20 protein-coding genes are annotated in these 25,171 nt (G+C 36.7%); 15 read left to right on the plus strand and 5 right to left on the minus strand.

Going from position 1 to position 25,171, the window contains the following annotated elements:
• Positions 1 to 73: 73 nt before the first annotated feature.
• From CPIN_RS17325 to CPIN_RS17335, 3 genes are all read right to left on the minus strand, one after another.
• Complete coding sequence (locus CPIN_RS17325; RefSeq protein ID WP_012791132.1) at positions 74 to 409, minus strand: EthD domain-containing protein; 336 nt, start codon at positions 407 to 409, stop codon at positions 74 to 76.
• A 198-nt stretch (positions 410 to 607) separates the two neighbouring features.
• Positions 608 to 1,198, minus strand: a complete 591-nt coding sequence (locus CPIN_RS17330; protein WP_012791133.1) for a TetR/AcrR family transcriptional regulator — start codon at positions 1,196 to 1,198, stop codon at positions 608 to 610.
• Between the two features lie 6 nt (positions 1,199 to 1,204).
• A complete protein-coding gene (locus tag CPIN_RS17335) occupies positions 1,205 to 2,731 on the minus strand; it encodes an ABC-F family ATP-binding cassette domain-containing protein (RefSeq protein ID WP_222838215.1) in 1,527 nt (508 codons plus the stop codon).
• Between the two features lie 542 nt (positions 2,732 to 3,273).
• Between CPIN_RS17335 and CPIN_RS17340 the strand changes: the two genes are divergently transcribed.
• The 10 genes from CPIN_RS17340 (at position 3,274) to CPIN_RS36735 (ending at position 13,737) form a co-directional block, all read left to right on the plus strand.
• A complete protein-coding gene (locus CPIN_RS17340) occupies positions 3,274 to 4,065 on the plus strand; it encodes an SMI1/KNR4 family protein (RefSeq protein WP_012791135.1) in 792 nt (263 codons plus the stop codon).
• A 102-nt stretch (positions 4,066 to 4,167) separates the two neighbouring features.
• Positions 4,168 to 4,590 carry a cupin domain-containing protein gene (locus tag CPIN_RS17345; RefSeq protein WP_012791136.1) on the plus strand — a complete coding sequence of 141 codons (423 nt, stop codon included), beginning with the start codon at positions 4,168 to 4,170 and terminating at the stop codon, positions 4,588 to 4,590.
• A gap of 670 nt (positions 4,591 to 5,260) precedes the next feature.
• On the plus strand, positions 5,261 to 5,803 hold the full coding sequence (locus CPIN_RS17350; RefSeq protein WP_012791137.1) for a hypothetical protein: 543 nt from the start codon (positions 5,261 to 5,263) through the stop codon (positions 5,801 to 5,803).
• A gap of 338 nt (positions 5,804 to 6,141) precedes the next feature.
• Positions 6,142 to 6,375: a hypothetical protein gene (locus CPIN_RS17355; RefSeq protein ID WP_044218993.1), complete on the plus strand. Its 234-nt coding sequence runs from the start codon at positions 6,142 to 6,144 to the stop codon at positions 6,373 to 6,375.
• A gap of 498 nt (positions 6,376 to 6,873) precedes the next feature.
• Positions 6,874 to 7,236 (plus strand): hypothetical protein, encoded by a 363-nt coding sequence (locus tag CPIN_RS17360; RefSeq protein WP_012791138.1) that lies wholly within the window; start codon positions 6,874 to 6,876, stop codon positions 7,234 to 7,236.
• Positions 7,237 to 8,926: 1,690 nt separating this feature from the next.
• Entirely contained in the window at positions 8,927 to 10,675 is a 1,749-nt protein-coding gene (locus CPIN_RS17370; RefSeq protein WP_012791140.1) for an ATP-dependent nuclease, read from the plus strand.
• A gap of 109 nt (positions 10,676 to 10,784) precedes the next feature.
• Entirely contained in the window at positions 10,785 to 11,711 is a 927-nt protein-coding gene (locus tag CPIN_RS17375; RefSeq protein ID WP_012791141.1) for a DUF4238 domain-containing protein, read from the plus strand.
• Positions 11,712 to 12,366: 655 nt separating this feature from the next.
• On the plus strand, positions 12,367 to 13,266 hold the full coding sequence (locus tag CPIN_RS17380) for a hypothetical protein (RefSeq protein WP_012791142.1): 900 nt from the start codon (positions 12,367 to 12,369) through the stop codon (positions 13,264 to 13,266).
• A complete protein-coding gene (locus CPIN_RS17385; RefSeq protein ID WP_012791143.1) occupies positions 13,236 to 13,442 on the plus strand; it encodes a hypothetical protein in 207 nt (68 codons plus the stop codon). Before CPIN_RS17380 ends, CPIN_RS17385 begins: the two co-directional genes overlap by 31 nt.
• Position 13,443: 1 nt before the next feature.
• Complete coding sequence (locus CPIN_RS36735; protein WP_012791144.1) at positions 13,444 to 13,737, plus strand: type II toxin-antitoxin system RelB family anti-toxin; 294 nt, start codon at positions 13,444 to 13,446, stop codon at positions 13,735 to 13,737.
• A gap of 98 nt (positions 13,738 to 13,835) precedes the next feature.
• On the opposite strand, the gene CPIN_RS17395 is transcribed toward CPIN_RS36735, so the two are convergent.
• Positions 13,836 to 14,747: an RES family NAD+ phosphorylase gene (locus CPIN_RS17395; RefSeq protein ID WP_012791145.1), complete on the minus strand. Its 912-nt coding sequence runs from the start codon at positions 14,745 to 14,747 to the stop codon at positions 13,836 to 13,838.
• Between the two features lie 869 nt (positions 14,748 to 15,616).
• Here CPIN_RS17395 and CPIN_RS17405 point away from each other — a divergent pair.
• The 3 genes from CPIN_RS17405 (at position 15,617) to CPIN_RS17415 (ending at position 19,912) form a co-directional block, all read left to right on the plus strand.
• Positions 15,617 to 16,729, plus strand: coding sequence for a DUF4297 domain-containing protein (locus CPIN_RS17405; RefSeq protein ID WP_012791147.1), 1,113 nt, complete (start codon positions 15,617 to 15,619; stop codon positions 16,727 to 16,729).
• A gap of 50 nt (positions 16,730 to 16,779) precedes the next feature.
• Positions 16,780 to 18,498, plus strand: a complete 1,719-nt coding sequence (locus CPIN_RS17410; protein WP_012791148.1) for an AAA family ATPase — start codon at positions 16,780 to 16,782, stop codon at positions 18,496 to 18,498.
• Between the two features lie 457 nt (positions 18,499 to 18,955).
• On the plus strand, positions 18,956 to 19,912 hold the full coding sequence (locus tag CPIN_RS17415) for a hypothetical protein (protein ID WP_012791149.1): 957 nt from the start codon (positions 18,956 to 18,958) through the stop codon (positions 19,910 to 19,912).
• Positions 19,913 to 21,021: 1,109 nt separating this feature from the next.
• Here the strand turns inward: CPIN_RS17415 and CPIN_RS17430 are convergent.
• Positions 21,022 to 22,133, minus strand: a protein-coding gene (locus CPIN_RS17430; protein ID WP_148230517.1) for an IS3 family transposase whose coding sequence is annotated in 2 segments (ribosomal slippage) — positions 21,022 to 21,881 and positions 21,881 to 22,133 — 1,113 coding nt in all. Because the reading frame shifts where the segments join, the coding sequence is not laid out codon by codon here.
• Between the two features lie 110 nt (positions 22,134 to 22,243).
• On the opposite strand from CPIN_RS17430, the gene CPIN_RS36740 reads away from it, so the two are divergent.
• A complete protein-coding gene (locus tag CPIN_RS36740) occupies positions 22,244 to 23,947 on the plus strand; it encodes an AAA family ATPase (protein WP_148230583.1) in 1,704 nt (567 codons plus the stop codon).
• A complete protein-coding gene (locus CPIN_RS17445; protein WP_012791153.1) occupies positions 23,919 to 25,064 on the plus strand; it encodes a hypothetical protein in 1,146 nt (381 codons plus the stop codon). Before CPIN_RS36740 ends, CPIN_RS17445 begins: the two co-directional genes overlap by 29 nt.
• Positions 25,065 to 25,171: the final 107 nt, after the last annotated feature.

Genomic DNA, 25,171 nt, shown 5'->3' on the forward strand with positions numbered 1-25,171 from the left:
AAAGTTAGGAAATAGATGATTTGGGTATTGCGGTCACCGAATGCTTTATGCGGTTAGCGCAATACCCAATAGTTTATACAACCACCGTTTCTTCTGTCACCAATCTTATGACGGAAGATATATCGAGGAAGTTGATGTGATCAGGATCGACTATATTGATAAAATTATCTGACTGGAAGAATGCATTCAGGTCTTCCTGATTATCAAACCAGGCCTCTACCATAGCGTCATATGCCGGAGCCGGATAATTTGCCGCCGGGACGGGGGCAGATACGACAAATTTTCGAAGATATTGTTTGGTCTCCGGAATTGATAATAGCAAGGGAGCATGGATATCCCGGCGGTAGTTTAAAAATTCCTGATGAGTCATGCCTTGCCGACGTGTTAATAGAATCGCTAACTTAACCATAAAGTTTAATTTTAATCAGGTTAACTGCGCAGTATAACCGGCGTTTAGTATTGCAAAGGTGAGGATTATTGGGAGAAGTGAATAGCCGGAAACGGTTAAATCAGAGCCTGAAAGTGGAAATTTCAGATGGTAAACGTAGGGGAGATGTGTTTGGGGGCGTTAGGTGCTGGATGAAAGAGATTACCTTTGGTTTTATCATCAGCTTTTGAACAGCATGTTCATAATAAGTGTTTCCCGCTCGTTTATCAGGCGTTGGAACTCCTTTTCTGACACACGGAATAGTTTTTTATAAAGGGGGGCCATAATTAGGGGGTATGACATCAGCGAGAATAAGTTCATTAAAAAATGAATGGGTTCCATTTTGTCGATGGATCCTTTTTCCATTTCATCAGATGCCTCTTTTAAATAAGACTTTACGGGTTCTGATTGTATGTTTGTAATTAGCTTTTTACCGAAGGTATTGATTTCAGTGATAAGGAATGTTTCCTGGTAAGGGAAAGCAATCATGTCTTTCAGAAAAACGGCGATGATATTGGCTGTCTTTTCCCTGAAAGATGTTTCTGATAGCATACATTCATCCAGGCGTTGACTCAGGCCCTGCATTGCATCCTGAAATACAGCAGCGATCAGCTGATCCCGGGAGCGGAAATAATAGTGAAGGGCGGTTCTGTTAACGCCGGCAGCGTCTGCTATTTCCTGCGTAGTAGCGTGTAGTTTACCTTCTGCAAATAATAGTTGTTTGGCGGTATCTTTTATGAGCTGTTCCGTACCAGTATTTTTAAGCGGCATGTTTTATTAAGTTAAAATGATGCTATAGTCGATTCCAATCTCGTTGATGAAGTATTCGTCATGTGAAATCACTAGCAAGGTACCTTCAAAATTCTTTACTGCCAAGGTCAATACGCCCAGGCTCTGTACATCCAGGTTATTGGTAGGTTCGTCGAGAATGAGTATATCGGGCGCCTGGTTATTTACCAGCAGGCAACTCAAAGATAGTTTCATTTTCTCGCCCCCGCTTAAGTCTGCACATTTTCTATCAAAATATTCCGGGTTAAACTGTGAAGATATGAGTAGCTGCTTTAGTTCGTCTTCTTCCAGTCCATACTTATTGTAGGATTCAATTTGCTGATAAATACTTAGTGTGGGATCTATTGTTGAATAATCCTGGTCAAGATAAAAATAAGAGAAGCCGGTACTATTATAGCTACCGGTAAAGGGTTGCAGCTCGTGTGTGATAATCTTTAATAATGTGGTTTTACCACTTCCATTATCTCCTTCAATCTGCACTCTTTCGCCTGATTTGATTTGAAAACTAAGATTATGCCATAATGTACTCTCAGTGTATTTGAAGTTGACATCTACCATCTCTATGAGTAATTCCCCGGGTGTTCGTTCGGGCGTCTTGATATTGAATTTGAGTAATTCATATTCCTCGATCTGTGCTTTGGTAGCCTCAATAGTATGTCGAAGGCTGGTTATCTTTTCTTCATGGGCATTCAGCATTCTTGCGGTGCTGCGCTCTGCTTTGTTTTTTAGACCACCGGCAATGATACGTGGTATTGAGTTGCTAAGTCCCACTGACCTGCCCTTTAGTTCTTGTTGGGCTCTTAGTCCTCCCATGTCTTTGGCCTTTTTTTCTGATTCTCTCAATGCTTTGGATTGAGCGTTTAGTCTGGCGCGCAAGGCATAAACCTTTTCTATTTTTTTTCTTTGATAGAAGTCAAAGTTACCTCCAAATACTTCTATACCTTTTTCATTGAGTTCCAGGATTTTGTTCATGAGATTCAACAATGACTTGTCATGACTGACGATCAGCATGGTGGATTTACTTTGCATGATCATATGGTAGAGTTTCATCCGGGTTGTCCTATCCAGGTGGTTAGAGGGCTCATCTAATAAAATAAGCGCCGGACTGTTCATCTCCATGGCTGCCAGAAACACTCTTGTTTTCTGTCCGCCGCTCAGACTTCCCAGCAAACGATTTTCATGCAGATGCATCAGGCCCCATTTATCGAGTGCCTGTTTCACCCTGTTCTCAATGTCCCAATTATCTCCCAGCACTGTAAAGTGTTCCGGATCGGTATCACCTGCCAGAATTGCCTGTAATGCTTTTAGTCTGGCTTCGGCGCCCAGCGCCCTGGCGACAGACCATGTATCGTAGTCGCCCAGGTGCTGCGGTACATACCAGGGTTGTTCCTCACTAATGATCTCCCCGGCCGTTGGCTGCAATTTTCCCGAGATGATGCGTAGTAATGTTGACTTTCCTACACCATTTATTCCAACTAATGCGGCTTTATCTCCATCGTTTAATATAAGGTTCAAATCCTGGAATAGCTCCGCATTGTCTGGATGAATATAACTCAATGATCGAATAATCAGGCCCACGAAGTTTCATTTAGATATTAATGCTTCCGTCTTTACAGTACAAATATGCGATAAATATTATTTTGTTAGACAAAAATGTTAAGAAAAAAAAACACGGTCTGGCAAAGGATTAAAGATAAAAAACGCCGGAGATACTATCTCCGGCGCCAGTCAGGTGCTCAGCAGCGGCCGACAGGTTGTCTTACCATCCCGGAACCGGGACATTCTTCTGCGCTTTCGAGGTATTTGTTTTAATAATCTTCTCACGGTGTGCTGATTATGCGTCATAGGAATGTATTCGAGGTAATCTGCATGGCGATCGTTCTCAAAATAGTTGCCGGTCAGGAAACAATTATAAGTAAGGAACCCTTTTTCCCGATGATATGGAAGGGTAGGGTGGTATGTTTTCACCCGGTAAGTACTTCGGATACCAATTAAGGGCATACCGATGAATGGATTTGAAATAATATCTTTACAGGTAAAAGTAGTCAGTTTATAAAATGAGTATTTCTTACGACAAAATATTGGAGGAACTCTATCCTTTTAGAGATTATGTATTTTATTATGGGTTATCCGATAGTGAGTTGACGGATTTAGAACAAAGTATAGCACAGAAATTCCCTGATTACTATAGAGACTTTCTAAAGTTATTTGGAGTAAGGCAGGATTTTGTTTTTGGATTGTTAAGTCGCGAAAGCGATTTCGTTAGTGCAGCTTGCAACTTACCTATTGATATCAGAGATAAGTATGTTGTTGTAGGAGATAATGGAGGTGAGGATTATTGGTTACTGAATGCCCTTGATTACTCGGATACTGGTATTTACGAATGGCAACACTGGTTGGAAGGTGATGTAGTTAGAATGGAGCATGATTTTCAGGAACTATTAAATCAAAGCTTGTCAAATCTCTCAGATGTTCAGCGCAAACTTGTTAAAAACGATGATAAGAGTTGGTGTGTTCAGTTTTCTATAAAAACAAATGAAGAGCAGAAAATTTACTCTTCCATTCCTTTGGTATTAAGTCAGGAATGGACGTATACGGGAATATCATCTGCAAACGTCCATTCTTTCAAAGCAGCAGCAGAACTTGGCCAGAAGAATATCATGTTTAAACGATTAGAATATGCAATATGGGATAGCCCCAGGTATTTCTTTGATCTCAGAGAGCCTGTGTCTCAATTCGGACAATACTCTTTGATAAAAGAGATAGATGCGAAATTGAAAGCCGCCTTCAGCGGTTATAATCTGATTGACTATGGAATACTCAGCTTAATGGATGATATGGATGCTTGAGCCATTTAGGTTAACATCTGTATAGAGGTGCTATACTCTTGTTGATGGGATGCTGTGAAATTAATAGTTTGATGATATATTTACACTAAAACTCACAAATCAATGTCATTTAAGCGCAAGATCATTCTGACACTACTCATTTTCGTCACAACAACCTTACACGCACAGCAGTATGCGGGAAAACTGAAGATCGAAAAGTTAGTCGACACTACCGTCAACTCTATCGGCCAGAAAATCACATACCCACAGTTTAAAGATGCAAAGGTTACAATGGCGAAAATCACCTTTCCTCCAGGGGAGACTACAGGATGGCACAAACACCTGATCCCTGTATTTTCTTATGTACTGGAAGGTACATTGACAGTTGAAATAGAGGGGCATCAGCCCGCTGAATATAAGAAAGGCGCCAGTTTTGTTGAATCTTATGATACCTACCACAAAGGGACCAATAAGGGCGATACTGACGTCGTGTTATTTGTAGTGTACCTCGGTGGCGATGGACAGCCGCTGGCAGTTAAGAAATAATGTTATCTTTTCCCCGATTGGCCGCCTGCCCGGAATGCCACAATCCGGGCAGGGCACGTCATGGTTAATGTCATCTTACAAAACACAAATACTGAAGCTACCATAATCTGTATGCGCACCTGGTGGCTTTTCCCATTTATTACGAGCCTCTGACTCTCTTAATCGAGCAGCACGGAGCCCAAATAGAATGTCTCCTTCCCCTGAACTTCAAGCAACATAGTCATTTGCATTTGGGAGCTTCTTCGAACCCGCCCCCGGGGAATATTCAGCAGAGACGCCGGCTGAAAAGTGAAAGCTTTCGGTGCTCTATATTACCGGAAGTGGGCATGATGTACTGTCGCCCGACTGTAAAAGCAGTTCATGTCCAATCCAGCGAAGCAGGGCCTCTCTTCTGAAAAAGTCCAAAGTCATCATTGCCGGTTATACTGAAAGCCACGTAGATTCCAGGGATAAACAAAAGTAGTAAGCATCCGCACTGGTGCTTTTGTTTAACGGACAGGGGATTTCTCCTAACAAGCAGAATGTCAGGGTATTATTTACAAAGTTTACACTTTTATTTACAATACGGACTCCTTCGGCTGAAATAAATCAAAGTAGTTTTGTTGCACCAACGTTCAACAGATCTGATTTACCAGGATGTAGATCTATGTTAATTAAAACTACAATAAATATGAAAAAAGTTATTTATGCGCTGATCTTGCCGCTGGCGGTGGCAGGCGGACTAGTATTTGCCAATCGCGAAATCAAAAATGAACCTTCTAAAAAAACAGCCCCAAAGCCTCCTTCTGCTGCTGAAATGAAAGCCGAATTGACACAATGGGAGACTACCCTGGAAGGTATAAAGTTCAAAAAATGGGAAGCGTCTCCCGCAGGTAAGAAAGTGCTTGCCAGTGCTGCTAAGATAAGGAACCAGGTGAGTACCTCTTCCAATATGGAGGCTGTTGTAACCTCTCTTTCTCTGCCACCAGGCTCAAGATTAGGTTTCGGAGTGATGGTCAGGATTAATGGCGACGATTATATTCTCAGTTTGGGGCTTGAGAAGTCTAATGAATTTCAGCAATTGCATAGCCTGGAAGTGAATGACAAAATAATTTTAAGAAGTCATTTTGTATCATACGCGCCCAAGTATGCGTATCCAATAGTAGCGGGTGACTATGTAGAACGGGATAGCAAAATGATTTATAAACGTGCCCCTCAAAAAGGCGGTTGTTGATGGACAGCGCGGGGCTGCTATGCTGGCTGACGAATATTAATACCAGCACAGCAGCAAACCCTGTGCGTTACTTATGATATTTGATTCGCTGTTTCGCGAGAAGAGTTAACAAAGGAATTGAATTAAATGTTTAATATCATGTTAAGATCCGACAGTAATTAAAACAAGAAACCCGGATAGAATTCCCTCTGGCTTTCGCCAAGTGTTCAGTAGCGGAACATTTTTTAACGAATTCGTGTTGCTTTTAAGCAGATTGGTTAATAATAGGTTGACCTAGAAAAAACAGGATTTAGGAACTATTGTGTTGAAAAAGTCAATTAACAGATATATTTTGCGTGATGAAGATAGAATTCCTTGATGATATCAGCGTAGGTGGAAAATTTCGACAAGTGGTATCAAACCAACTTGTCCGTCTATATGATTTTGATGCAATCCAAGCTAAAATCTTTAAAGAAAAGGTTAATGAAAAAATTCTAAAAGGTAGCGGGACGCTTAACCTATCATCCTTTGATTTTGTCGAATTAGTCAATTGCAATTTAGTTTTTACCATATCAAACAAAGACGAGGGGTGAAAACCAAGGATAAGGTAAATTTTGAATGTGCATTAACTATATCATTATATCGAGAGATGATTCAGTTGATAGAACCTTTTGAGCAAGGAGAAGTTGGCGGATATCAATGGCTTTACGATTTGGATTGCCCAATAGACTTGCTATTTTCTCCTGACGGTACTTGGTAATCCTTGCGAAGCTTGGACCGTCAAAGAATTTCCCAGGTTGAAAACTTTATTTATCGAACCTGTTATAGGTTGAATAAGAGTATATTATAGGAAGAAGGAATTATGCATAAAACAGGAAATCCGCTACTAGAGCGGACTTTCTGTTTTACGTGCCCAGTAGCGGAATAAACTCGAACCAACTTGTGCTGATTATTAATAAGTTAAGTTATGAAACATAGATTATTTGAAATAACATGCCGCAATCATACCTTCGTAAAGTAAAATTCTATTTCTATTATTACACTCGTTCACTGGTGATAGAATAACCTGCTTTAAAAAACTACTATTATTCATGAAACATATATTGGGCATCTTGTTCCTTTGTATTATTTGTACTGGCAATATATATGCACAGAAGCCCCAAAATGGCACATATGTTTACCATGTTGCTTTTTCAGAATGGCATGGAAAATCACTTGGAGCCACCGTGCTTGTAAAGATTAAAGGAGATTCTATCTATGTTATTCACAATGGAGGTAATCTTTCGGGAAAAGTAGGAGAGATGATTGATTGCGGAGTTATTATGAAGCATCGTAAAACAGGAAAATGGATAATCGGACATAATGCTGCCGACAAAGGCTCACAAGGTGTAGGTGGCTGTTCAGACGGTCCCAGTGTGATAGATTTTCACCATAAAAAATTCTGGCTATGTTGACACTAGCATCACACTTTAGGGCGCCAGGCGTTTCTGGAAGACAATCTAATTGCCCTTCCCAATATTGCAATTGTAAAATACAAATCTTAATAACATCGCAAATCCAATGAGATCCAAACATAAGGAAGTCATAATACATTTTCTTAGAAGACCCTTAATGTATGTTTATCGGTTAGATAAAGAGCAAATAGTTGCATTCATCACAGGTTTTGAAATCGGATCAGAAGGAAATGTCAACCTTAGTGAACAGGTGTCCACATGGCTAAAAAATAGACATCAGATAACCAAGAGTAATCCCGGATGGCCCGGGCAAATCCAAGTGTATGCTGATCGCAAGAGTATTAGCTGGTTTGATGCCTTTAGTGAAGTTGTTTCAGCCATCCTGGACTGCGAAGTGCAATGACTGGGGCTTATCTTGTCTTAAGTGGTAATACCTGAAATCGCGAATCTAACCTGTTTTAAATTTAAAATCAATTAGTTAGCGAGATTGTAAAATATCATTAAAATAGCAAGACCCGCTCTTAGAGCGGGTCTTGCTATTTTTGTGCCCAGTAGCGGAATACATTCGAACCAACTTGCGTTGATTTTTAAGAAGTTGAGCTAACGTGTGTCTTAAAATTGCGACTCTCAACAATACCAAGCACTCAGTATTGTTTTTAATTTCTAATCTGGCAAATTTGATCCAGTATTCTGAGAACACCACTATAATTACTAATAGAAACGAGTTGATTGGCAGTCCCAGACTTATTTATATTCCAATTACACAACCATATTATCACCGCTTTTTTTTCTATGCGTATTATAAGACTTTTGACGGTATCCTGCACAACATTGAAATCCTGTGGAATTTTTGATGCAAAGGGCTATAAGTATCGATTGAACTACTATGAATACTTAACTTCTACTGATACTGCAAAAATTGACACAACCAATTCTTAAGTAAGTAGTGGAATGAGTTTGCCGTCATATACTGATATACCAGCTAATAAATCTAGTACAGTGCCTGGGACATCTGCTTATTATCCTGTATTAAATATGGTGAAGGATCAACGTTAGTAACTCCATCATCGTACAGCAGCTGTATTATTATTAGGGGATTTTTTGATGAAATACTCAAATGGTCGCAGATGGTTTGAACGAGTCAAATGGTGTTAAGCCAGTCGATGATTGGGGCTGTTTTGGTTTTGACAAGCACTAGGTGGTCTGGCAAGATTAAAGGGTGTTAAGGTACAGATGGAATAAATCGTAGAGATGTTGTGCAAACTGTAAAAATTCAAATAGGACTTATTAAATTAGTGACATTAAACATTCATGCAAATGGCGGTAATGGAGTAACGGAACAAATCGGTGGCAACAACCGACGGAAAAAAGTTGCTAAGGATGACTTTTAAATTGATAATTCAATCTTGAGAATCGACTTCTTATAGATAGGTACCAAAGTTGGATCTGAGCTTGGCTAGTTTAATAAAGCTCCTGTTTGGATTAATACGTAACCCAACTACTCGAGATAAAGCTATACAAGGGAAAATCGAACCGAATATTTTCGATATTGACAAATTAATTAATATTACAAAGCAATTAAGTATAATGTTATCTGAATTCTTTTGTTATTAACATTCGGTTAACTAGATATTGAAATAAAAAATTGAAATTAACAACATTATTTTCAGTTTAAATTTATTCCCCAAAAATGATATTAGAAGAAATAAGCATTCAAAATTTTCGGTCGATAAAAGATGAGACAATAACCTTTCCCCACAATTGCCTAATCTTGTTAGGTAAAAATGAAGCGGGGAAAACTAATGTGCTAAAGGCAATTGCAGCCCTTTTTAATTTATATAAAGTATCAGGAAAGGACAAAAGAAAACGACTGGGGAACGAAGTATTAACAGATTTTTTTGTAAGGGCTGTTTTTAAACTTACTGAAGAGGACTTTACTAAGGTTGAGGAGTCTTTTTTCCAAACATATAGTGGCATTGAAAATATAGTTTTTGTGAAAGAGATCTCTATTCGCGACTATATCAAAGCTATGTTTTATAATCTCCTTATAAATGTCAATATTCGCGATAATGCAAGCCCTCAGTTTTCATATTGGACTAATAGTTCCGAATATGTGAAATTAAAGCACCCACTTTTTATAAATGGGAACAATATTTCGTTTGATATTGGGAGTGAGTTTAATTTATCAAGATCAATATTTGAAATCGTAAAGGGACTCTATAATGAAAATCCAATTAACTGTCATTATTGGCAATATAATGATAGTTATCTTCTTCCCAGTGCTGTAAATATTGATAATTTTATCTCTAATCCTTCGACTTGTAAGGCACTAGAGAATATTTTTGCTTTGTGTGGCCGTGAGAATATAAAAAAAGAGTTTGAAACGGCTATGTCCGAAGATGGCGACTATCTCAATCTTTTAGAACAATTATCCCAAAAAGTGTCTACTACGTTTCAAAAGATATGGAAGGATTTTAAAAATACATCGATTCAAATCTTACCGAACGGAGATGAAATGCTTATTAAGGTAGTAGAAAAGGCCAAATATAATTTCGAAGATCGTAGTGACGGATTTAAGAAGTTCATTAGCATATTGTTAATGTTGTCTACTCAGTCCAGAGCAAACAAAATGTTAGACAATGACATTATTTTAATTGATGAGCCTGATCAAAGTCTTTATCCGACAAGTGCTCAATATTTGAAGAATGAGCTTATCGAAATTAGTAAGAAGTCTAAAATTATTTATTCAACGCATTCTCAATATATGATTGACTCCGAAGTGATTGGTCGCCATATTATTGTTGAAAAAAATGATGATATAACTTCGCTAAAAAAAAATATTTCTAATGCTCCTTTTGCCAGCGATGAATTACTTAGAAGGGCTGTAGGCGTAAGCATTTTTGAATGCCTGAAAGCAAAGAATATTGTATTTGAAGGATATCTTGATAAGGCACTTTTTTCTTTTTATTGCAAGAGTTTTAACTTGGAAAAGGTTTTTAGCACTTACGGGCAAGTTTATTTGAATGGAATCGCGGGGGCGGAGACCTTGGTGCAAATATTGAATTTGGCAGATAAGAAATTTGTTATTGTGGCAGATTCAGATGAAACATCAAATAATAAAAGAGCAGATTTTACTAAGAATTATCCAGATTTCCAGAATCGGTGGCTAGCTTATGCGGATATATGTAAAAAAGTTTCTACCATGGAAGATTTTCTGACTTCATCACATATAGAAAACCAATTTAAGAAACATGGATACATTTACACTTATGATTCTAGTAAGAATGCTAATTATAATATAGAGAAGGCCGTAAATAAGGACAAAGAGTTAAAACAAAAATTTAAGAAAATATTAATTGATACCGCCAAGAAAAGCGATATTGAAACCGAATATAAACTCTATTTGGATGCATTGAAGGAAGCACTAGAAGTGATTTAATCAAATATTTACTGAGATAGTAACTAAAATGGCATATTGTCAAACAACCATTAGCCCATAGATTTATAGTATTTGATGTCCTCTAAATTTATATACCACAATTTGTAGTATGAAGCATAATCCACCCAAAAATCATCACTATGTACCGGTTTGCTATTTAAAACAATTTGCCAACCTTGGTGGGAATTTATTGAAGAAGCGTTTGGATTACGATAAGATAGCTATTACCACGCCATCAAAGATTTGTTATGAAATAGATGGTAATCGCTTTAATGGTGCACAAAGTGCGTATTTTAATAACGTTACTGATGAGTATCACATAGAAAAGGAAGCTTTTAAGCTGCAGGAGAATAACTACGGTAATATCATTGTTCTCATCACCGATTTCTACAAGGCCCCAAAAATCCTAAATGGGCAAGCATATCGGTTATTTATAGAAACACTTGTTACTATTAAGCGTCGTAATCCTTCTTTTAGAAAAGCGCTCATCGAAAATTTCCAACAGCGATACGTTACAGACGAAGCTTTGATAAAATTTAAGCAATTCCTGACTGAGCAAATTGAGGGTACCGAAATTCAGATGCCGTCGGATCAGCAAATTCGGCAGAAACTGATGACGCACGCTTCAGATCCTGCTTATATGCGCGACATGTATCTTAGTGGTCACCTAAATACTTCGCCGGCATCCGGTGTCAATAGTGTAAGTATTGATCTATATAATTCCAAACAGTATATACTTCATGCACCTGATGGGCTACAATTCATTACTTCTGATAATCCTGGTTTTACGTTTTTTGACGGTCGAGTTGAGAATGGAACTGGATTTGGAGCTAATTGTGAGTTCTATTTCCCGCTTACTCCTTTTACATGTCTATATATAAACACAGAAGAGAAGGATACTGGCAACGAGTTGGAAAAGGCCATATATCCCGGCGTTATAGGAACCGACCAACTAAAGTTTATAAATGAAAGCACGAAAAAGCTTGCTTTGAAGATACTTATAGGGAGAGACGAACATGTATTAGCTGATCTATGAGATAGTTTTGGTCCACCTATTGTAACTCTAATTCTCATAGCCGAGGTTTGATGAAGCCAACACCGGAATCGAACCTATTTGGGAGTGATTATAAATGATTTATAAAATAGCTATAAATACACAAAAACAGAAAATCCGCTGCTAGAGCGGATTTCTATTTTACGTGCCCAGTAGTGGAACGTTCTCGAACCAAATGACACTAACTATTAGTAGGTTGGTTTTTGTAGTGAGCTAGTTGGTCTTAACATTATAAAGCGTACAAAACAAAAACGCCGGAGATAACATGTCCGGCGTTTGCCATTCAGGGTGCCCAGAACAGGAGGAAACGAACCTTCCATTGATAGATTTATTTATCCTATTGAACGTGTTACAGATGTAACGCTCTCCTTTAATTTTGGGTTAGTCCTAAATAATATTAATATGCGGATTGCTATACTATAGTAAAAATCAGATTTACAATAGCATACAAATGGAAGTTATTTTCAAGTCTCATCTCCCAACCCTATTATTACCATAGGACCGGCTCTCGGCTATGATATTTTAATCCAAGATTACATCTGACGTAAATATTAATTTACAGTTGAATACACATATTAAAAATAAAGTTTAATATTAACTCAAAGTTCATATTGATAATTATATTAACTTTGAGTTAATGATTCAGTCGTATCCATTTAATCACTTAAATAAGAATTTAATCTTAGAGGGTAATAACTCTGAGGGGAAAAGCTCGTACTTTAAAAGATTAGTGGAGCTCCATGAATTATACTTTCTATATCGTGATGTACAGAAGGGTTTTCCCAATATTATAAATGCCCCACATCACGGATCCAGCTGGATTAAAACTGATAATGTTCTTGAAGATGATTGGTTTAATCTTGACATTGAACATATAGTCCCGTTCCAAACGAAAGGTAGTTATTCTTCCTCCACGGCTATTGCTGTTCTTGATACTCCTACAAAACTCGCTGATATCAATGTTTTCAGCGATAATGTAACATACTATCTATCTAGGTTAACGGAAAGGTCACGAAAGAATTTATTATCTCTGATTGATAGCTTTGTAGAGGTGTCAGCATTTAAGAATCGTAAAAAGATTCTTAAAGAAGCATCCATACGTGATTTTCAACATGAATCTGGTATTATTTCTTCTAAACCAAGTCGGGTTGAGAAATGGCGTTATGAGGTGGCATTCCATACTGACGATTTTAAGATTAGTTTATTATCTGAGTATGCAAACTATCAAAATTACTGGGAACACAATGGTGCACCTCCTGATGGGATCAGTGCGAGTTTAATAGCATTTTGCCAGTTTATTAATAAGCGTGTTTCACAAACTAAGTATAGGATTAAGGCATATTACCGCAAAATAATTCTAAACGGGTTTCGTGATATAAAGTTTCATTTAAGAAGTATAGTTCGAATATTACATATCACTCCAGATGATGGAAAAGAAGATAAAATAGGTAAGTCCTTGAATATACAGTACAAGAATTTACTTACTAATCAAATTTTTTTCATTTCATGGATCAGGAAAAAGCTGAACAACTGTTAATAGTGGAGAATTCCATCGCTATAATAGAAACAAAGAAAAAACTAAGTGTGGACGATAGGGAAGCACTTTATAGAAATTTATTAACCCTGAAAGAGAAGATAAAACACTCTTCTGTTTCAGAGGGATGGCAAGCAATCTTGGATTTTTTTGCTGCTGTCTTTAAAATGTTTCCATAAAATGAACATAGGAAAAGCAATACAGACACTCCGCACTAAAAAAAACATTACTCAAAAAGAGTTGGCAGAAAAGATTGGTATAACTCAGACAGGATTATCCTACATTGAGACAGGTGTAAAGCATCCCAGTGAAAATAGTCTAGAGAAAATTGCCAATGCTTTAGGCTCCAGTGTAGCATTTATCAAGCTGGCATCTCTTGATTTAGATAAAGACGTGCCTCAAGATAAGCGTGCGGAGTTTGATGAGCTTTTCCCGGATTTTGTCGCAACAATGCAAAGGTTACTTATCAATTAGTTCATAAAAACCGGTGGCCTTATAAAAATTGGCCACCGGTTTTTTAGTCCCAAACCAGCATGGCCATCAGTTCTTCACAGTTAATCTTTGAATACCCTCTATTTTGTCTTTGTATTCAGTTCTTTTAATATCGAGTCCCTTCCAACACGGTATTGAGCATCAATGGGCAAAAGTTCAAATGGTATACTGTCATCTGTAATCGTACATACAGTTTCATTATCCACTATTGTATTCTCTCCTTTTTTGTATATAGTGCATTCACCGGCTGCTACGAGTTGAAGGCAATTATCTGCAAATTCTGGATTTATTGCAACGTTATAGCCTTTAGCATCTGCCCTGACGCTTGGGAAATAAACACCTGCATGATTAGTATTGGCTACAGTCTCACCAAAAATCGCAGAAATCATATACTTATAATCTGGGTCAACATCAGTTTTAGCAAATTCGCTAGCCAAAAATTCACTTATTGCAAGTGACTTATCTCTCAAATAGTCATCCAAACCTGCAACTGAATTTTGGTAGGAATCATATAGTTCTTTAGTGTGTGAACTTTTTGTCACAAAATCTTTGTTATAGCAGACAGCAACTAAAGGAATATCATGGGTAACTACCCATTTGCTAAAAGTCACACGCTGCTCGCCTTCATGACCAGCGTTTCTTAATAGATGGGATGTTTCTAAGGAGGCTATAATTCTTGCATTATTCAATTCGTCCGGTGCAATACCTTCTGGTATAGTCCCTGCATAAAACATAGTTTGATTTGGTGTACTTGCCCTTTGGTACTTTTTATTGAAAGCAGATGGTGTATATGAAAGCTCAGATCTTTTGGTAAAGGATGGTTGACCGTCCGTATTTGGCCTTGCTCTTATCAAAACTTTACCTTTGTGTAGCGTCATTTGAATAATGCCGAATTTTCCGAATAGCTGAATGAGATCTTTAATCTCGTTGTACGGGTAGGTACTGAGGTCCAGTTTCTGCAACCTATCAATTGCCGTTTTATAATCTGACATTAGTTAATTAATTTAGTTTAATATAACAAATATAAAAAGCCCAGAAATTGAAATAGCTGCTTGAATGGAGTACGACATATAAATCGAACAAACTAGTAAAAGGTTGCTTTAGCATGGCGGACATCTTCAAAAGACATCCGGATACGCCGACATAGGTCTATTGATATTTATACCTCCTAATTGAGTACTTTTCTTCATTACAGTTGCAAAAAAAACGGTTAGGTAACATATTATAGTATAAATCTATTAAAAAAAGAGAGTCGTGTTTCCAATAATGTGTGCTTTGGTATGAATGTGGAAGATCAGGAAGATGCTGATGAACGCATGTCCTCACCTATTAAAGGTACTTTGATAGGTTACTATACAGTGAAGCATTACTTGGGAATGCAGACTTACAATACTGAGGACAACAATCATTTAACACTAAATTTATGTTTCCGTAGAGTTCAACTTAATCAAGGAAAACGAGGTGTCGAATTCGAACCATTTTATATTGATAATAAATAAGTTGTATAAACTATGCCGTTCATATTAGTCAATAAATGGCTAATATTTCTCTTTTATATTAGAATACTGATATGAAAAGCAACTGAGCATGTAATACATTAGAATTGAATGTCAGAGAAATGTAGATAAAAATACGCTTGGTTTACAGCGACTTCTTTTGTAGCCGGCCTTATCTTTTTTATTGCTAAGCCAATAATTAATCAAGAGGTTGTTAGACAGTACTAAATGAATATTATATATATTGCTAACCTCCTATTTTCGGTACGCGAGACTAATTTTACCTATTCATACAGATCTCATTTATATTTACTAGTTTCGTACATATTCACTTATCTTCATGTTTAACACCAAAGCTAATACCTTTGACTATCCCAATTTCTTCATTAAAGGATAAAATTCCAATTCTCATACCCCGAGAAAATAGTGGATCCAATTCTTCCAGCAGGTTTGATTATCAAAAGGATTGGAGCCTTTGCCGGCTTATTGAATTACATCAGTGCTCCCAAGATTATTTGTTGATTTTTGATTGGCACGAGGATCTAGTGTTGATGGATAGTGGCGAAAATCCTCGGAAGGTTGAATTTTATCAGATAAAGGGTAAAAAGAGTGGAAATTGGACAATAAATTCCCTTATAAAATCACAAAAAGATGAGTTGGGTAACCCTTTATTGTCAATCTTTGGAAAGCTTTATGATTGTAGAAATAAATTTTGCGATGAAACAGCATCACTCAACTTTGTATCGAACGCTGTATTTTCTGTTTCACTTCCTGATAAAAAGCAAAATGTTCAGTTAGAATCTGTATGCCTATTAGACTTAAACGAAGTCGAGCAAAAGAAAATTACAGACAAACTTAAAGAAGAGCATCCAACCTTTAATAAAGGCGAGTTTGTCTCTATCACAAATTTGAAAACGGTTTCGCTGAGCCTTGACGATAGTGCTACACATGCAAAAGGCGTAATAACTAATCTTTTGGAGCTTCTCTACCCAAATGAAAATTTTAATATCAGTTCTATCTATCGAAGTATATTTGATGAAATTCGAAGAAAAGCGAATTATAGCAAATCGATTACGTCGTTTTCCGAATTAGTTGCAAAAAAAGCAATAGGCAGAAGTGAATTTTCCAATATGCTTAATGCTGTAACATTTTTAGATAAATCAGCAAAAACCTGGGAGCGAGTAATGAACGATCTAGATAGTTGCAGTGTACCATTCATAGAAAAGAAAAAGATCAACGATGGATATAAAAAATTGAAACTTGAGCAACTAGACCCAACAAATAATTTTCTTTCGAATCTTTGGAAAGCCATAGAGTTCGTTCGCCAGGACGAAACATTTGGGTTCCAATTACAGGATTTAAATTTCCACCAATGTATCATTGCAATCTACAATGAAGTTCACCGAAATAATAATATTCCACCGGCGTATGATAAGCATTTTGTGTTGGCAATGATCTCAATTAAACTATATGAATAGCCTGAACAGAAATTACCCAAGATTGATTAGAAATCTTAGAACAAAGAGTTATGAAAAAGTTTATTTTATCAGAGCTTCTGCTGTTATCGCAAAAGGACCGAAAAGCCAAAAGAGTAATATTCGACCCGAGAAGAACTCTGATATTAGGGAGTAACGGCACAGGAAAATCTAGTCTAATAAAAAGCGTTTACCGATGTTTTGGAGCTTCTCCCGCGACAGATCATCCAGCTTGGAAAGACGTTGATCCTATTCTATTGGCAAAATTCAGTATTGACGATAAAAAATACTCCATCCTAAAGGATGCGAAATTCTACGCAATATTTGGCGAACGTGATGAACTTCTTGGCGCTTATAGTTCAATCACTAAAGGCCTTGGTCCCTTTTTGGCTGAACTTTTTGATTTTAACATCAAGCTGCCCAATCAAGTTGGTTCTTTAATTAATCTTCCTCCTGCTTTTTTGTTTTTGCCATATTACATAGATCAGGATTCTGGATGGCAGAAAAGTTGGTCAAGCTTTAGCTCACTTACTCTTATTAAAGGTTACCGTGAACCTATTGTCAATTATCATACAGGTATAAAGCCGAATGAGTATTACGAAACGAAGAACAAGGTTGACGAATGCAAGATGGCAATTAAAAGTTTAGAAGCTGAAAAGATTGTGTTAAACACTTTACTGTTACAAATAAAAGAGAAGATTGCTGATACTGACTTTAACGTCGATATGCAAACCTTTGCCGAAGAATTAAACGAACTTCTATTTGAATATGAGCAGCTTAAGATCGAGGAGGGAACGTATAAAAATAAGCTACTGGATTTATATAATCAAAAGATTGCTCTTGATCAACAAGCTAAAATAGCTAAATCTGCTCTTAAAGAAACTGTAAAAGACTATGCATACGCAAGAGAAGAATTGATTGATGAGCTTGTGGAATGTCCGACTTGTGGAGCACATTATGAAAACTCTTTTCACGAAAGATTTCAAATTGCAAATGATGAGGACAATATTCGGGACCTTTTAACGGAGATAGAAAAAGAATTAAGTTCCGTTGAAGAAAAGATTGCTGCCCAAAACGACAATTTGTCTATTAATACCAAAACATCTGAAAGGATTGAGCTACTGTTAAATAAAAGTAAAGAGAGTATCCTACTTCGCGATGTGATTGGAAGTGCAGGAAGAAACGAGGTGAAAAGCGTATTTGAGCTAAATAATAGAAATTTGGTGGCTACTATTTACGATAGATTGTCTGAGCAAACCAAACTTGAAGGTCAACTAAAATCTATAATAGATAAAAACAGGAAAAAGGAGATTATAGATTTCTATCAGCTGCAAATGCGAAAAAATCTGCAGGAGTTGGATGTTAGTACTTTGAAGCCTGATGATTATAAAAGAATCGATGCTGCAATTCCCGAAACAGGAAGCGCACTACCGAGAGCCCTTACAGCCTACTACTTCAGTATATTTGAAGTGATTCGAAAATACTCAACGTCCACATTTTGTCCTATTGTAATTGATTCGCCAAATCAGCAGGCCCAAGACACTGGCCATATTGACAAAGTGCTAAATTTTATTAATAGGAATCAGCCAGAGGACAGTCAATTGATACTTGGCATGGAAGAGCTCTATGGTGTCGATTTTGACTGTAAGATAGTAGAGCTTAGGGATAAAGGAAGCTTGCTACAAAAAGATGAATTTGATGAAGTTAAATCTATTATACGACCGTTCATAGATCTCTTATCTCCAATAAAGAACAGAGGAAGGCTTTTTTAATTCTCCCTCTGGTAAGTGGCGAAAGAATTTATTTTTAATAACTCAGATTTTGATCGGACCGTCGGTCATCAAGTGACACTGGCTATGCAATCAAGTATAGTTAACCTACATTTGATCGAACCAAACTCATATTTTTTAAAAGTATCAAATTAAGGACTAACATAATAAGATGCCTTCCCTTAGCATGTACTACAAAATGTTTATCTTCTAGCCTTTTTAATCTGATCATTTCGGAGAAATTTCTGGCGTTGCAAAACTAGCCTCATTTTTATTGTTAGATAAGAATTTAACTAAATAATTCCACCACTAATAGAACAATTTTTAGAGAGTTATATAAAATCTATTTTCATTGAATTTTATAAGTATTGTTACCTAATGTTTGGTTACATTAAAAAGATTCTGTTGTATATTACTTATAATAGATTGATGTTTGATCTGTATGACAAAAATTCCACGTATGAGCAAAAAAAATCCCGAATCAATTGCTATTTGTTTAAACTGTTATAAAATAAAGTTTACCGAAAAGAACAAAGGACTTTCTAAAGATATCACTAGCGTTTTCGGACACGTGGATATTGTCAAAATCATGCAGAGTCTGGTGAAGGATATGGATTTGAAAAAAGTTTTTAAAAACAAAAAGAAAGATAGAATAATTTATTTTAAGGATACGCTGTTGGCTTCTGCGAGTGAGAATGTTTTTGCTGGGGTTTTAATGAAGGGGCATAACGGGCCACAGACTTCCATTGATGAATTAGCAGGAAGTGAGGTTAAAACTGTTGGAACAGTTTCTAAGGATCAATATCATTGTTTACCTTATTTCTTTTTATTTTATGTAAACAAAAAGCACCCAACTGATATTTTATTTCTAGCTCAGAGCTATAGGCAATTTGGTTTCAAGGAAGTTTTTGAGGAATCATTTAGAGCTTTCGTTGAAAAGAGATCGAATTTAACGACAACTCATTTTAACCCCTTATCTGTGGCATCTTTATTTGAGAAGTATGTAAAAGAGGGTAAAATAAATAAAATTAGATTCATTAAGTATGGGCTGCAAAAATCAGTTGAATCTGTTATTCAAGGCGATCGGCATATAAAGGAAGATTACGAAATGGAACTTTCTATCAAATCAAAAAAGGGATTTCTAGGTATCAAGCAGCATTTGAAGTATGATGATGCTTCTTTTATTGAACAGGTACAAATAGATGGCTTTGAGTATAATGAGGCTTATGTGGACGTAATTATTGCTCAGAGAAAGAGAGTATTAAATGTATCCAAACCTACGGAGTTTTCTGCTGCCTATGATATAACTCATGACGTTCATATTAATAAAGATACCAAGCTGCCGGACTTTAACGACATACTACTTCAAGCCAAGGACATTCTTAATAATGACCTAATTCCAAATCTATATGAGTAGGATAACTAGAATACTGGATAGGATCGATATGTCCACTATTTTATCTCAACATTTGACAACATTTTATCACTATGAAAAAAGAAAGTTTCATCAAAAAAGGAAGATCCCATTTTCAGATAAGTTATTGTTTCTTATTCTGCCAATGTTTTTTGCAATAGTCTTATGCCTGTTGGGATTATCGTTTGATAAAGATTATGTAAATATCAGCTTAACCTGTTTGTCAATATTTATAGGATTATTATTTGGACTACTAACTATGGTTTTCAGTATGGTTCAAGAGAATCAGAAAATTGAAATCGAGAAAATACCCTCAGAGGAAAAGAGAAGAGGTATAGCAAGGATAGATTTGACCCAACATTTGTTTATAAATATTGGATTCTCCATTTCCTTGTCATTGTTAGCACTGATAGTTATCCTGCTAACTCAGTTGCATCCGGTTGTATTAATTGAATATATCAATTGTTGGAAATATTATGATTATCTAAAAAATGGCTATTTGTATGCAACTAATGGAGTGTCTTTTTTCTTGCTTATAGAATTCTTATTAACTTTAATGATGATAATGAGAAGATTTACCATACTTTTTCTTACTCAAATTTCCTAATTCCCCAGAATAAGTTCAATAACAACGAATAATGAACTATCTGTGATCAATCAAAATCTTCCAATGTCGAAGTGTCTTTAGAAAGAGAGGCTAATCAATGCATGAAAACATTGTGCAAGTCCGGGAATATTTATAAAATACGGCTGCATAGCAAAAAATATCGTTTACAAAGAGGGCTTATTGAATATCAAAAACAATATAAATTAATGATCCGATGATCAATTAATGGAGTAGTTAATAATAATAAGATATTTAAATGGATTTAATATATATTTGGGTTGCTCAATACGGTGTCATTAATCAAGAAGGCTTCAACCTGAGCGCACAGTTCGACATTAGTATAAAGAATGAGCCAATGGAGTTCCTCCCTATTGAATATCAGCTCACAATTCGCGCCAATAAAGACTATTGCAACATATTCCCTGAACAGATCAGAGATGTAATTGCCATTGTGGGAATGAATGGATCAGGCAAGTCTAGTATCCTCAATTTGTAAGTACCCCGTTTAGCAAACAGTATTCTTCTGGAGAATCGTTTCTTCAAGAACCATGTTTTTCCACTCTTCTGGGGTAAGATTATTTAATGCTTCATGTGGTCTACGCTGATTGTATTCTTCCAGCCACTCCTCTGTTAACTCTCGTACCTGGTTAAGGTCAAAAAATAAGTATGCATCAAGAACAGCCTCACGATATAGACGGTTAAACCTTTCTATATATCCGTTTTGCATTGGCTTACCTGGCTGGATGTATTGAACGATGATATTATTCGTTTTGCACCATAGGCAAAACTTTGTAGAAGTGAACTCCGGTCCATTATCTACTCGTATACTATTCGGCTTACCACGTGTTGTCAATATTCGGTCCAGTACCCGCGTAACCCTCTTGGCAGATAGGGATGTATCGATCTCAATAGCCAATGCTTCTCTTGAACAGTCATCCATTACATTAAAAGTCCGGAAGCGTCTATTACCAGTCATACTATCACTCATAAAATCCATACTCCAACTAACGTTAATCATTTGTTGCCTGATCAGTGGTTGCTTTATCCGGGCGGGTAATCGTCTTTTCCCTTTCCTACGTTTGTTGAGTTTTAATAGCCTATAAACACGGTAAATCCGTTTATGATTCCATTTATGGCCTGCCCTCCGCAAATAAGAGGATAGCTTCCTGAAGCCGTAATTAGGATGCTTAAAAGCCAATTCCTGCAATGCAATAATAACTGCATTATCATTCTTACGGCTATTGTAATAGAATTGAGATCGTGGAAAGGATACAAGTCTACAGGCCCTACTCACAGAAATACCTTCTTCACTAACCAGCTCATGCGCTATTTGTCTTTGGGTGGCAGGGCCCAGCCTTTTTTTGTGAAGAGATCTTTAAGAAGTTGATTATCCAGGGATACATCAGCATACATCCTTTTCAGACGCGCATTTTCTTCTTCTAGATCTTTCAAACGCCTTACATCTGAGGCTTCCATACCTCCATAACGACTCTTCCAATTATAGAAAGTCGCTTCTGAAATGCCGTGTTGTCGGCAGATCTCTTTGGTCGGTATCCCGGATTCTTGTTGTTTAAGGATAGAAACAATCTGGGATTCTGTAAATCTTGTTTTTTTCATGATGAACAGATTAGTTTAAAATTAACACTTTTATCTAATTTTAAACTGTCTGCCGTTAAGGGGTACTTACAAATTGTATAAAGTTGCTATGTGGACAACCAGAGAGAATCTTGTCTGCAATTATTATGTGCTTCTTAGATCGAAAAACTAACGAGATCTATACATTTTTCAATAGTGGACGAGATCCGCAAATCGCTCGATTTAAAGTAATACTTAAGGGCAATGAACTTAGTGAGAGTTTTAAAGTGCATGAGCCCATTGAATATGTAACATTTTCCTCGCTATTCGAAAGAAAACTCAAGATGGATGGAATTCCATTCGATTTAGGGACACTAAACTGTACATATATAAACAACGTACTCGGCCAGCACCACGAAGAAGTATATAAAAATATTTTAAACTTGTCCACTAGTTCATTGTTGACCAAAGTAATTGACAGGATAGTAGTGGAGGAAATTAGGGAAAGCAAGAAAGAGTCGAAAAAGGAAACAATACAGCTTTTCCCCACATATCTCAAAACCTTTAGAAAGGAAGAATTGAAAAATTGGATCCGCTTTCTAGCCTTTGCAAATGCATCAGAGTATGAATTGCCAACATTTATTCCCAAAAACATCACTATTGATTTTCATTTCGATGATCCAGATCTTTACGATAGCAAGAATTTTAAATTATCTGCTTATCGGTCTCGGGCTATACAGCTAAAAGAACTAGCTATTAAATACACAAGCGAGATATATAAAGGTCAACACAGAATCCGTTTTCTGGTTCTTATCTACACAAGTATCATAATCTATTTTATTAAGGAATTTGGCAATCAGACAGACGGTATAATGTCACATACGGTTAACGAAATACTTGATTCAGAGATTTATCGTGCTAAAGATGATGATCTACTTAGAAGGTTGCGCATTTGCATAAACCAGCTATACGAGAAAATTACGAATAGCGACTGGGCTGACCAACTTAGGCCATTTATTGAGGAGAAACTTGAAAATATGATCCTTTGGATTGATTTTGAAGATAAGGAAGTTACACAAGGGAGTTTCTTCAGGTACTTTCTTCCGATCAAAGCCGATTTGTGGCGATTGCTATCGCCAATTTTTGGGTTGAATCAAACTGTCGAAGCAGACATCTTATCTTTCAGCTTCGGACATGGTTTAAGTTCTGGAGAAGAAGCCATGTTACATAACTACTCAAAATTGATGCTTGCACGTAGAAAATGGAAAGGTAGACCTTTTTTGTTATTAATTGATGAGGGCGAGGCTAGTTATCATCCGGAATGGCAGCGCCTTTACTTAAATGAATTGATGAAGGTTATAAAAGTCCTATTCCAACCTGGACAGATTCAGCTGATTCTAACTACCCATTCTCCATTCATTGTTTCTGACCTACCAAAATCGAACATCCTTTTCCTTGAAAGATCTAAAGAAAAAGGAGTGGTAGTAGTCAACCGTCAGAATCATCAAGAAACATTTGCAGCTAACATTCATGAGCTTTACACGGACAGTTTCTTTTTATGCAATGGGTTAATGGGTGCTTATGCTACCGATTTTGTCCGCAAGATGATTCGTGATATCCGGGACATAGAAGATGGAAGACTTAACTTGGTGAGTTATAAAGAAAATTTTGAGAAACAAATTAAGATGATCGGCGAGCCATTCATCAAGAATATGCTACTGGATAGCCTTATTCCAAAATCTGATTTTGAAACGGTAGGTTCAATTATTCGGTTAAAGGAAGCAGAAATTGAAAAGTTGAAAACAAAGAGAATTTCAAAAAAGAACCATGATAGCAATTCCACCAGCGTTGAGTAACACAATAGCAAGAATATATTTTGATTTAATTAAGGTGCGAATTTTCGAACGAATTCACCTAATTAGCATGGTAATGGATGTACTGGGGGGAAACCAGCCTTTGTCTAGTATACAGCATGATGCGGCTAACGGTAACTCCAAAATATCAGTAGCAAACTTTTTCGTAAATGGAAATTTGATAAAGACTTTGGCAGATCTCCCAAAGCTGAAAATGTCAAATGCGCATAACTGGGTAAGCACGTACAATAGCACACTCAGAAATATTCTTACCCATTTTAACCATGAAATGAGACTGAGGAAAATCATCCTGGTCAGTCCAACGAATGCAGCCACAGTTGATCGTGAACTTAAAAGACGCTTTAAAATGATGACAGGGAATAGCGGAAAAAAAGCAATACTCACCAAATTTGTCAATTTCATTTTAGATTACGAAGGCATGCATAAATATGTCGCCTATCAAGTAGGAATAGAGCTTGGTATTGACTGTTGCCCCTACTGCAATAGAATGCCAAATCAAACTATTGTAGATGAGAATGACAATGGCGTGATTAGACCAGCATTCGATCATTTCTTGTCACAAAGTCACTATCCTTTTTTAGCTTTAAGTTTTTTCAATCTTGTTCCGTGTTGTTTTTATTGTAATACTAGTCTAAAAGGAGGTAAGAAATTATCCATAAATACCCACTTGAATCCATTCCTTCACGGGTATGGTCAAGACTGTGTATTCAAGGCTAATTTGAAGAATCTACATGCGGATATAAGCCATCCTGATAATTTCGAAGTTCGGCTACATTGCGTCATTCCGGCTACCAACCCTAAATACAGAAGAATTGTTGGAAACAATCTCTCGGAAGGAAATATTAATCTGTTCAAATTGAACAGTTTATATTACTCTCATCGAGATATAATTGGGGAACTTTGGCTCAAAGCTCAAAAGTATAGTTCAGGACATCAAGGTGCACTATTTACATCGCTTGGCTTAAGGCAAGAAGAAAAAGAAAAGTTTTACCGATTATACTTCGGAAATTATCGCAATGAGGATGACTTTGTCAAGCGTCCGCTATCAAAGTTGACCCATGACATTATTAGGGAAATGTTGCCGGACCTATTTGTATAATTATCTTCCGAATTCCATATTCCAATAAATAAATAAATACAACTTCGGCCAAGGCAATCGGGATGTTTATTTATCAGTCATCCTCTATGGTGTTGATATGTAAACGA

It is taken from the genome of Chitinophaga pinensis DSM 2588 (assembly GCF_000024005.1).
Lineage (GTDB): Bacteria > Bacteroidota > Bacteroidia > Chitinophagales > Chitinophagaceae > Chitinophaga > Chitinophaga pinensis.

What these genes read in the sequence shown, in the direction of transcription:
- CPIN_RS17325 (WP_012791132.1), bottom strand. Translation starts at nt 409, where the DNA reads ATGGTTAAGTTAGCGATTCTATTAACACGTCGGCAAGGCATGACTCAT.
- CPIN_RS17330 (WP_012791133.1), bottom strand. Translation starts at nt 1,198, where the DNA reads ATGCCGCTTAAAAATACTGGTACGGAACAGCTCATAAAAGATACCGCC.
- CPIN_RS17340 (WP_012791135.1), top strand. Translation starts at nt 3,274, where the DNA reads ATGAGTATTTCTTACGACAAAATATTGGAGGAACTCTATCCTTTTAGA.
- CPIN_RS17345 (WP_012791136.1), top strand. Translation starts at nt 4,168, where the DNA reads ATGTCATTTAAGCGCAAGATCATTCTGACACTACTCATTTTCGTCACA.
- CPIN_RS17350 (WP_012791137.1), top strand. Translation starts at nt 5,261, where the DNA reads ATGAAAAAAGTTATTTATGCGCTGATCTTGCCGCTGGCGGTGGCAGGC.
- CPIN_RS17355 (WP_044218993.1), top strand. Translation starts at nt 6,142, where the DNA reads ATGAAGATAGAATTCCTTGATGATATCAGCGTAGGTGGAAAATTTCGA.
- CPIN_RS17360 (WP_012791138.1), top strand. Translation starts at nt 6,874, where the DNA reads ATGAAACATATATTGGGCATCTTGTTCCTTTGTATTATTTGTACTGGC.
- CPIN_RS17370 (WP_012791140.1), top strand. Translation starts at nt 8,927, where the DNA reads ATGATATTAGAAGAAATAAGCATTCAAAATTTTCGGTCGATAAAAGAT.
- CPIN_RS17375 (WP_012791141.1), top strand. Translation starts at nt 10,785, where the DNA reads ATGAAGCATAATCCACCCAAAAATCATCACTATGTACCGGTTTGCTAT.
- CPIN_RS17380 (WP_012791142.1), top strand. Translation starts at nt 12,367, where the DNA reads ATGATTCAGTCGTATCCATTTAATCACTTAAATAAGAATTTAATCTTA.
- CPIN_RS17385 (WP_012791143.1), top strand. Translation starts at nt 13,236, where the DNA reads ATGGATCAGGAAAAAGCTGAACAACTGTTAATAGTGGAGAATTCCATC.
- CPIN_RS36735 (WP_012791144.1), top strand. Translation starts at nt 13,444, where the DNA reads ATGAACATAGGAAAAGCAATACAGACACTCCGCACTAAAAAAAACATT.
- CPIN_RS17395 (WP_012791145.1), bottom strand. Translation starts at nt 14,747, where the DNA reads ATGTCAGATTATAAAACGGCAATTGATAGGTTGCAGAAACTGGACCTC.
- CPIN_RS17410 (WP_012791148.1), top strand. Translation starts at nt 16,780, where the DNA reads ATGAAAAAGTTTATTTTATCAGAGCTTCTGCTGTTATCGCAAAAGGAC.
- CPIN_RS17415 (WP_012791149.1), top strand. Translation starts at nt 18,956, where the DNA reads ATGAGCAAAAAAAATCCCGAATCAATTGCTATTTGTTTAAACTGTTAT.
- CPIN_RS17445 (WP_012791153.1), top strand. Translation starts at nt 23,919, where the DNA reads ATGATAGCAATTCCACCAGCGTTGAGTAACACAATAGCAAGAATATAT.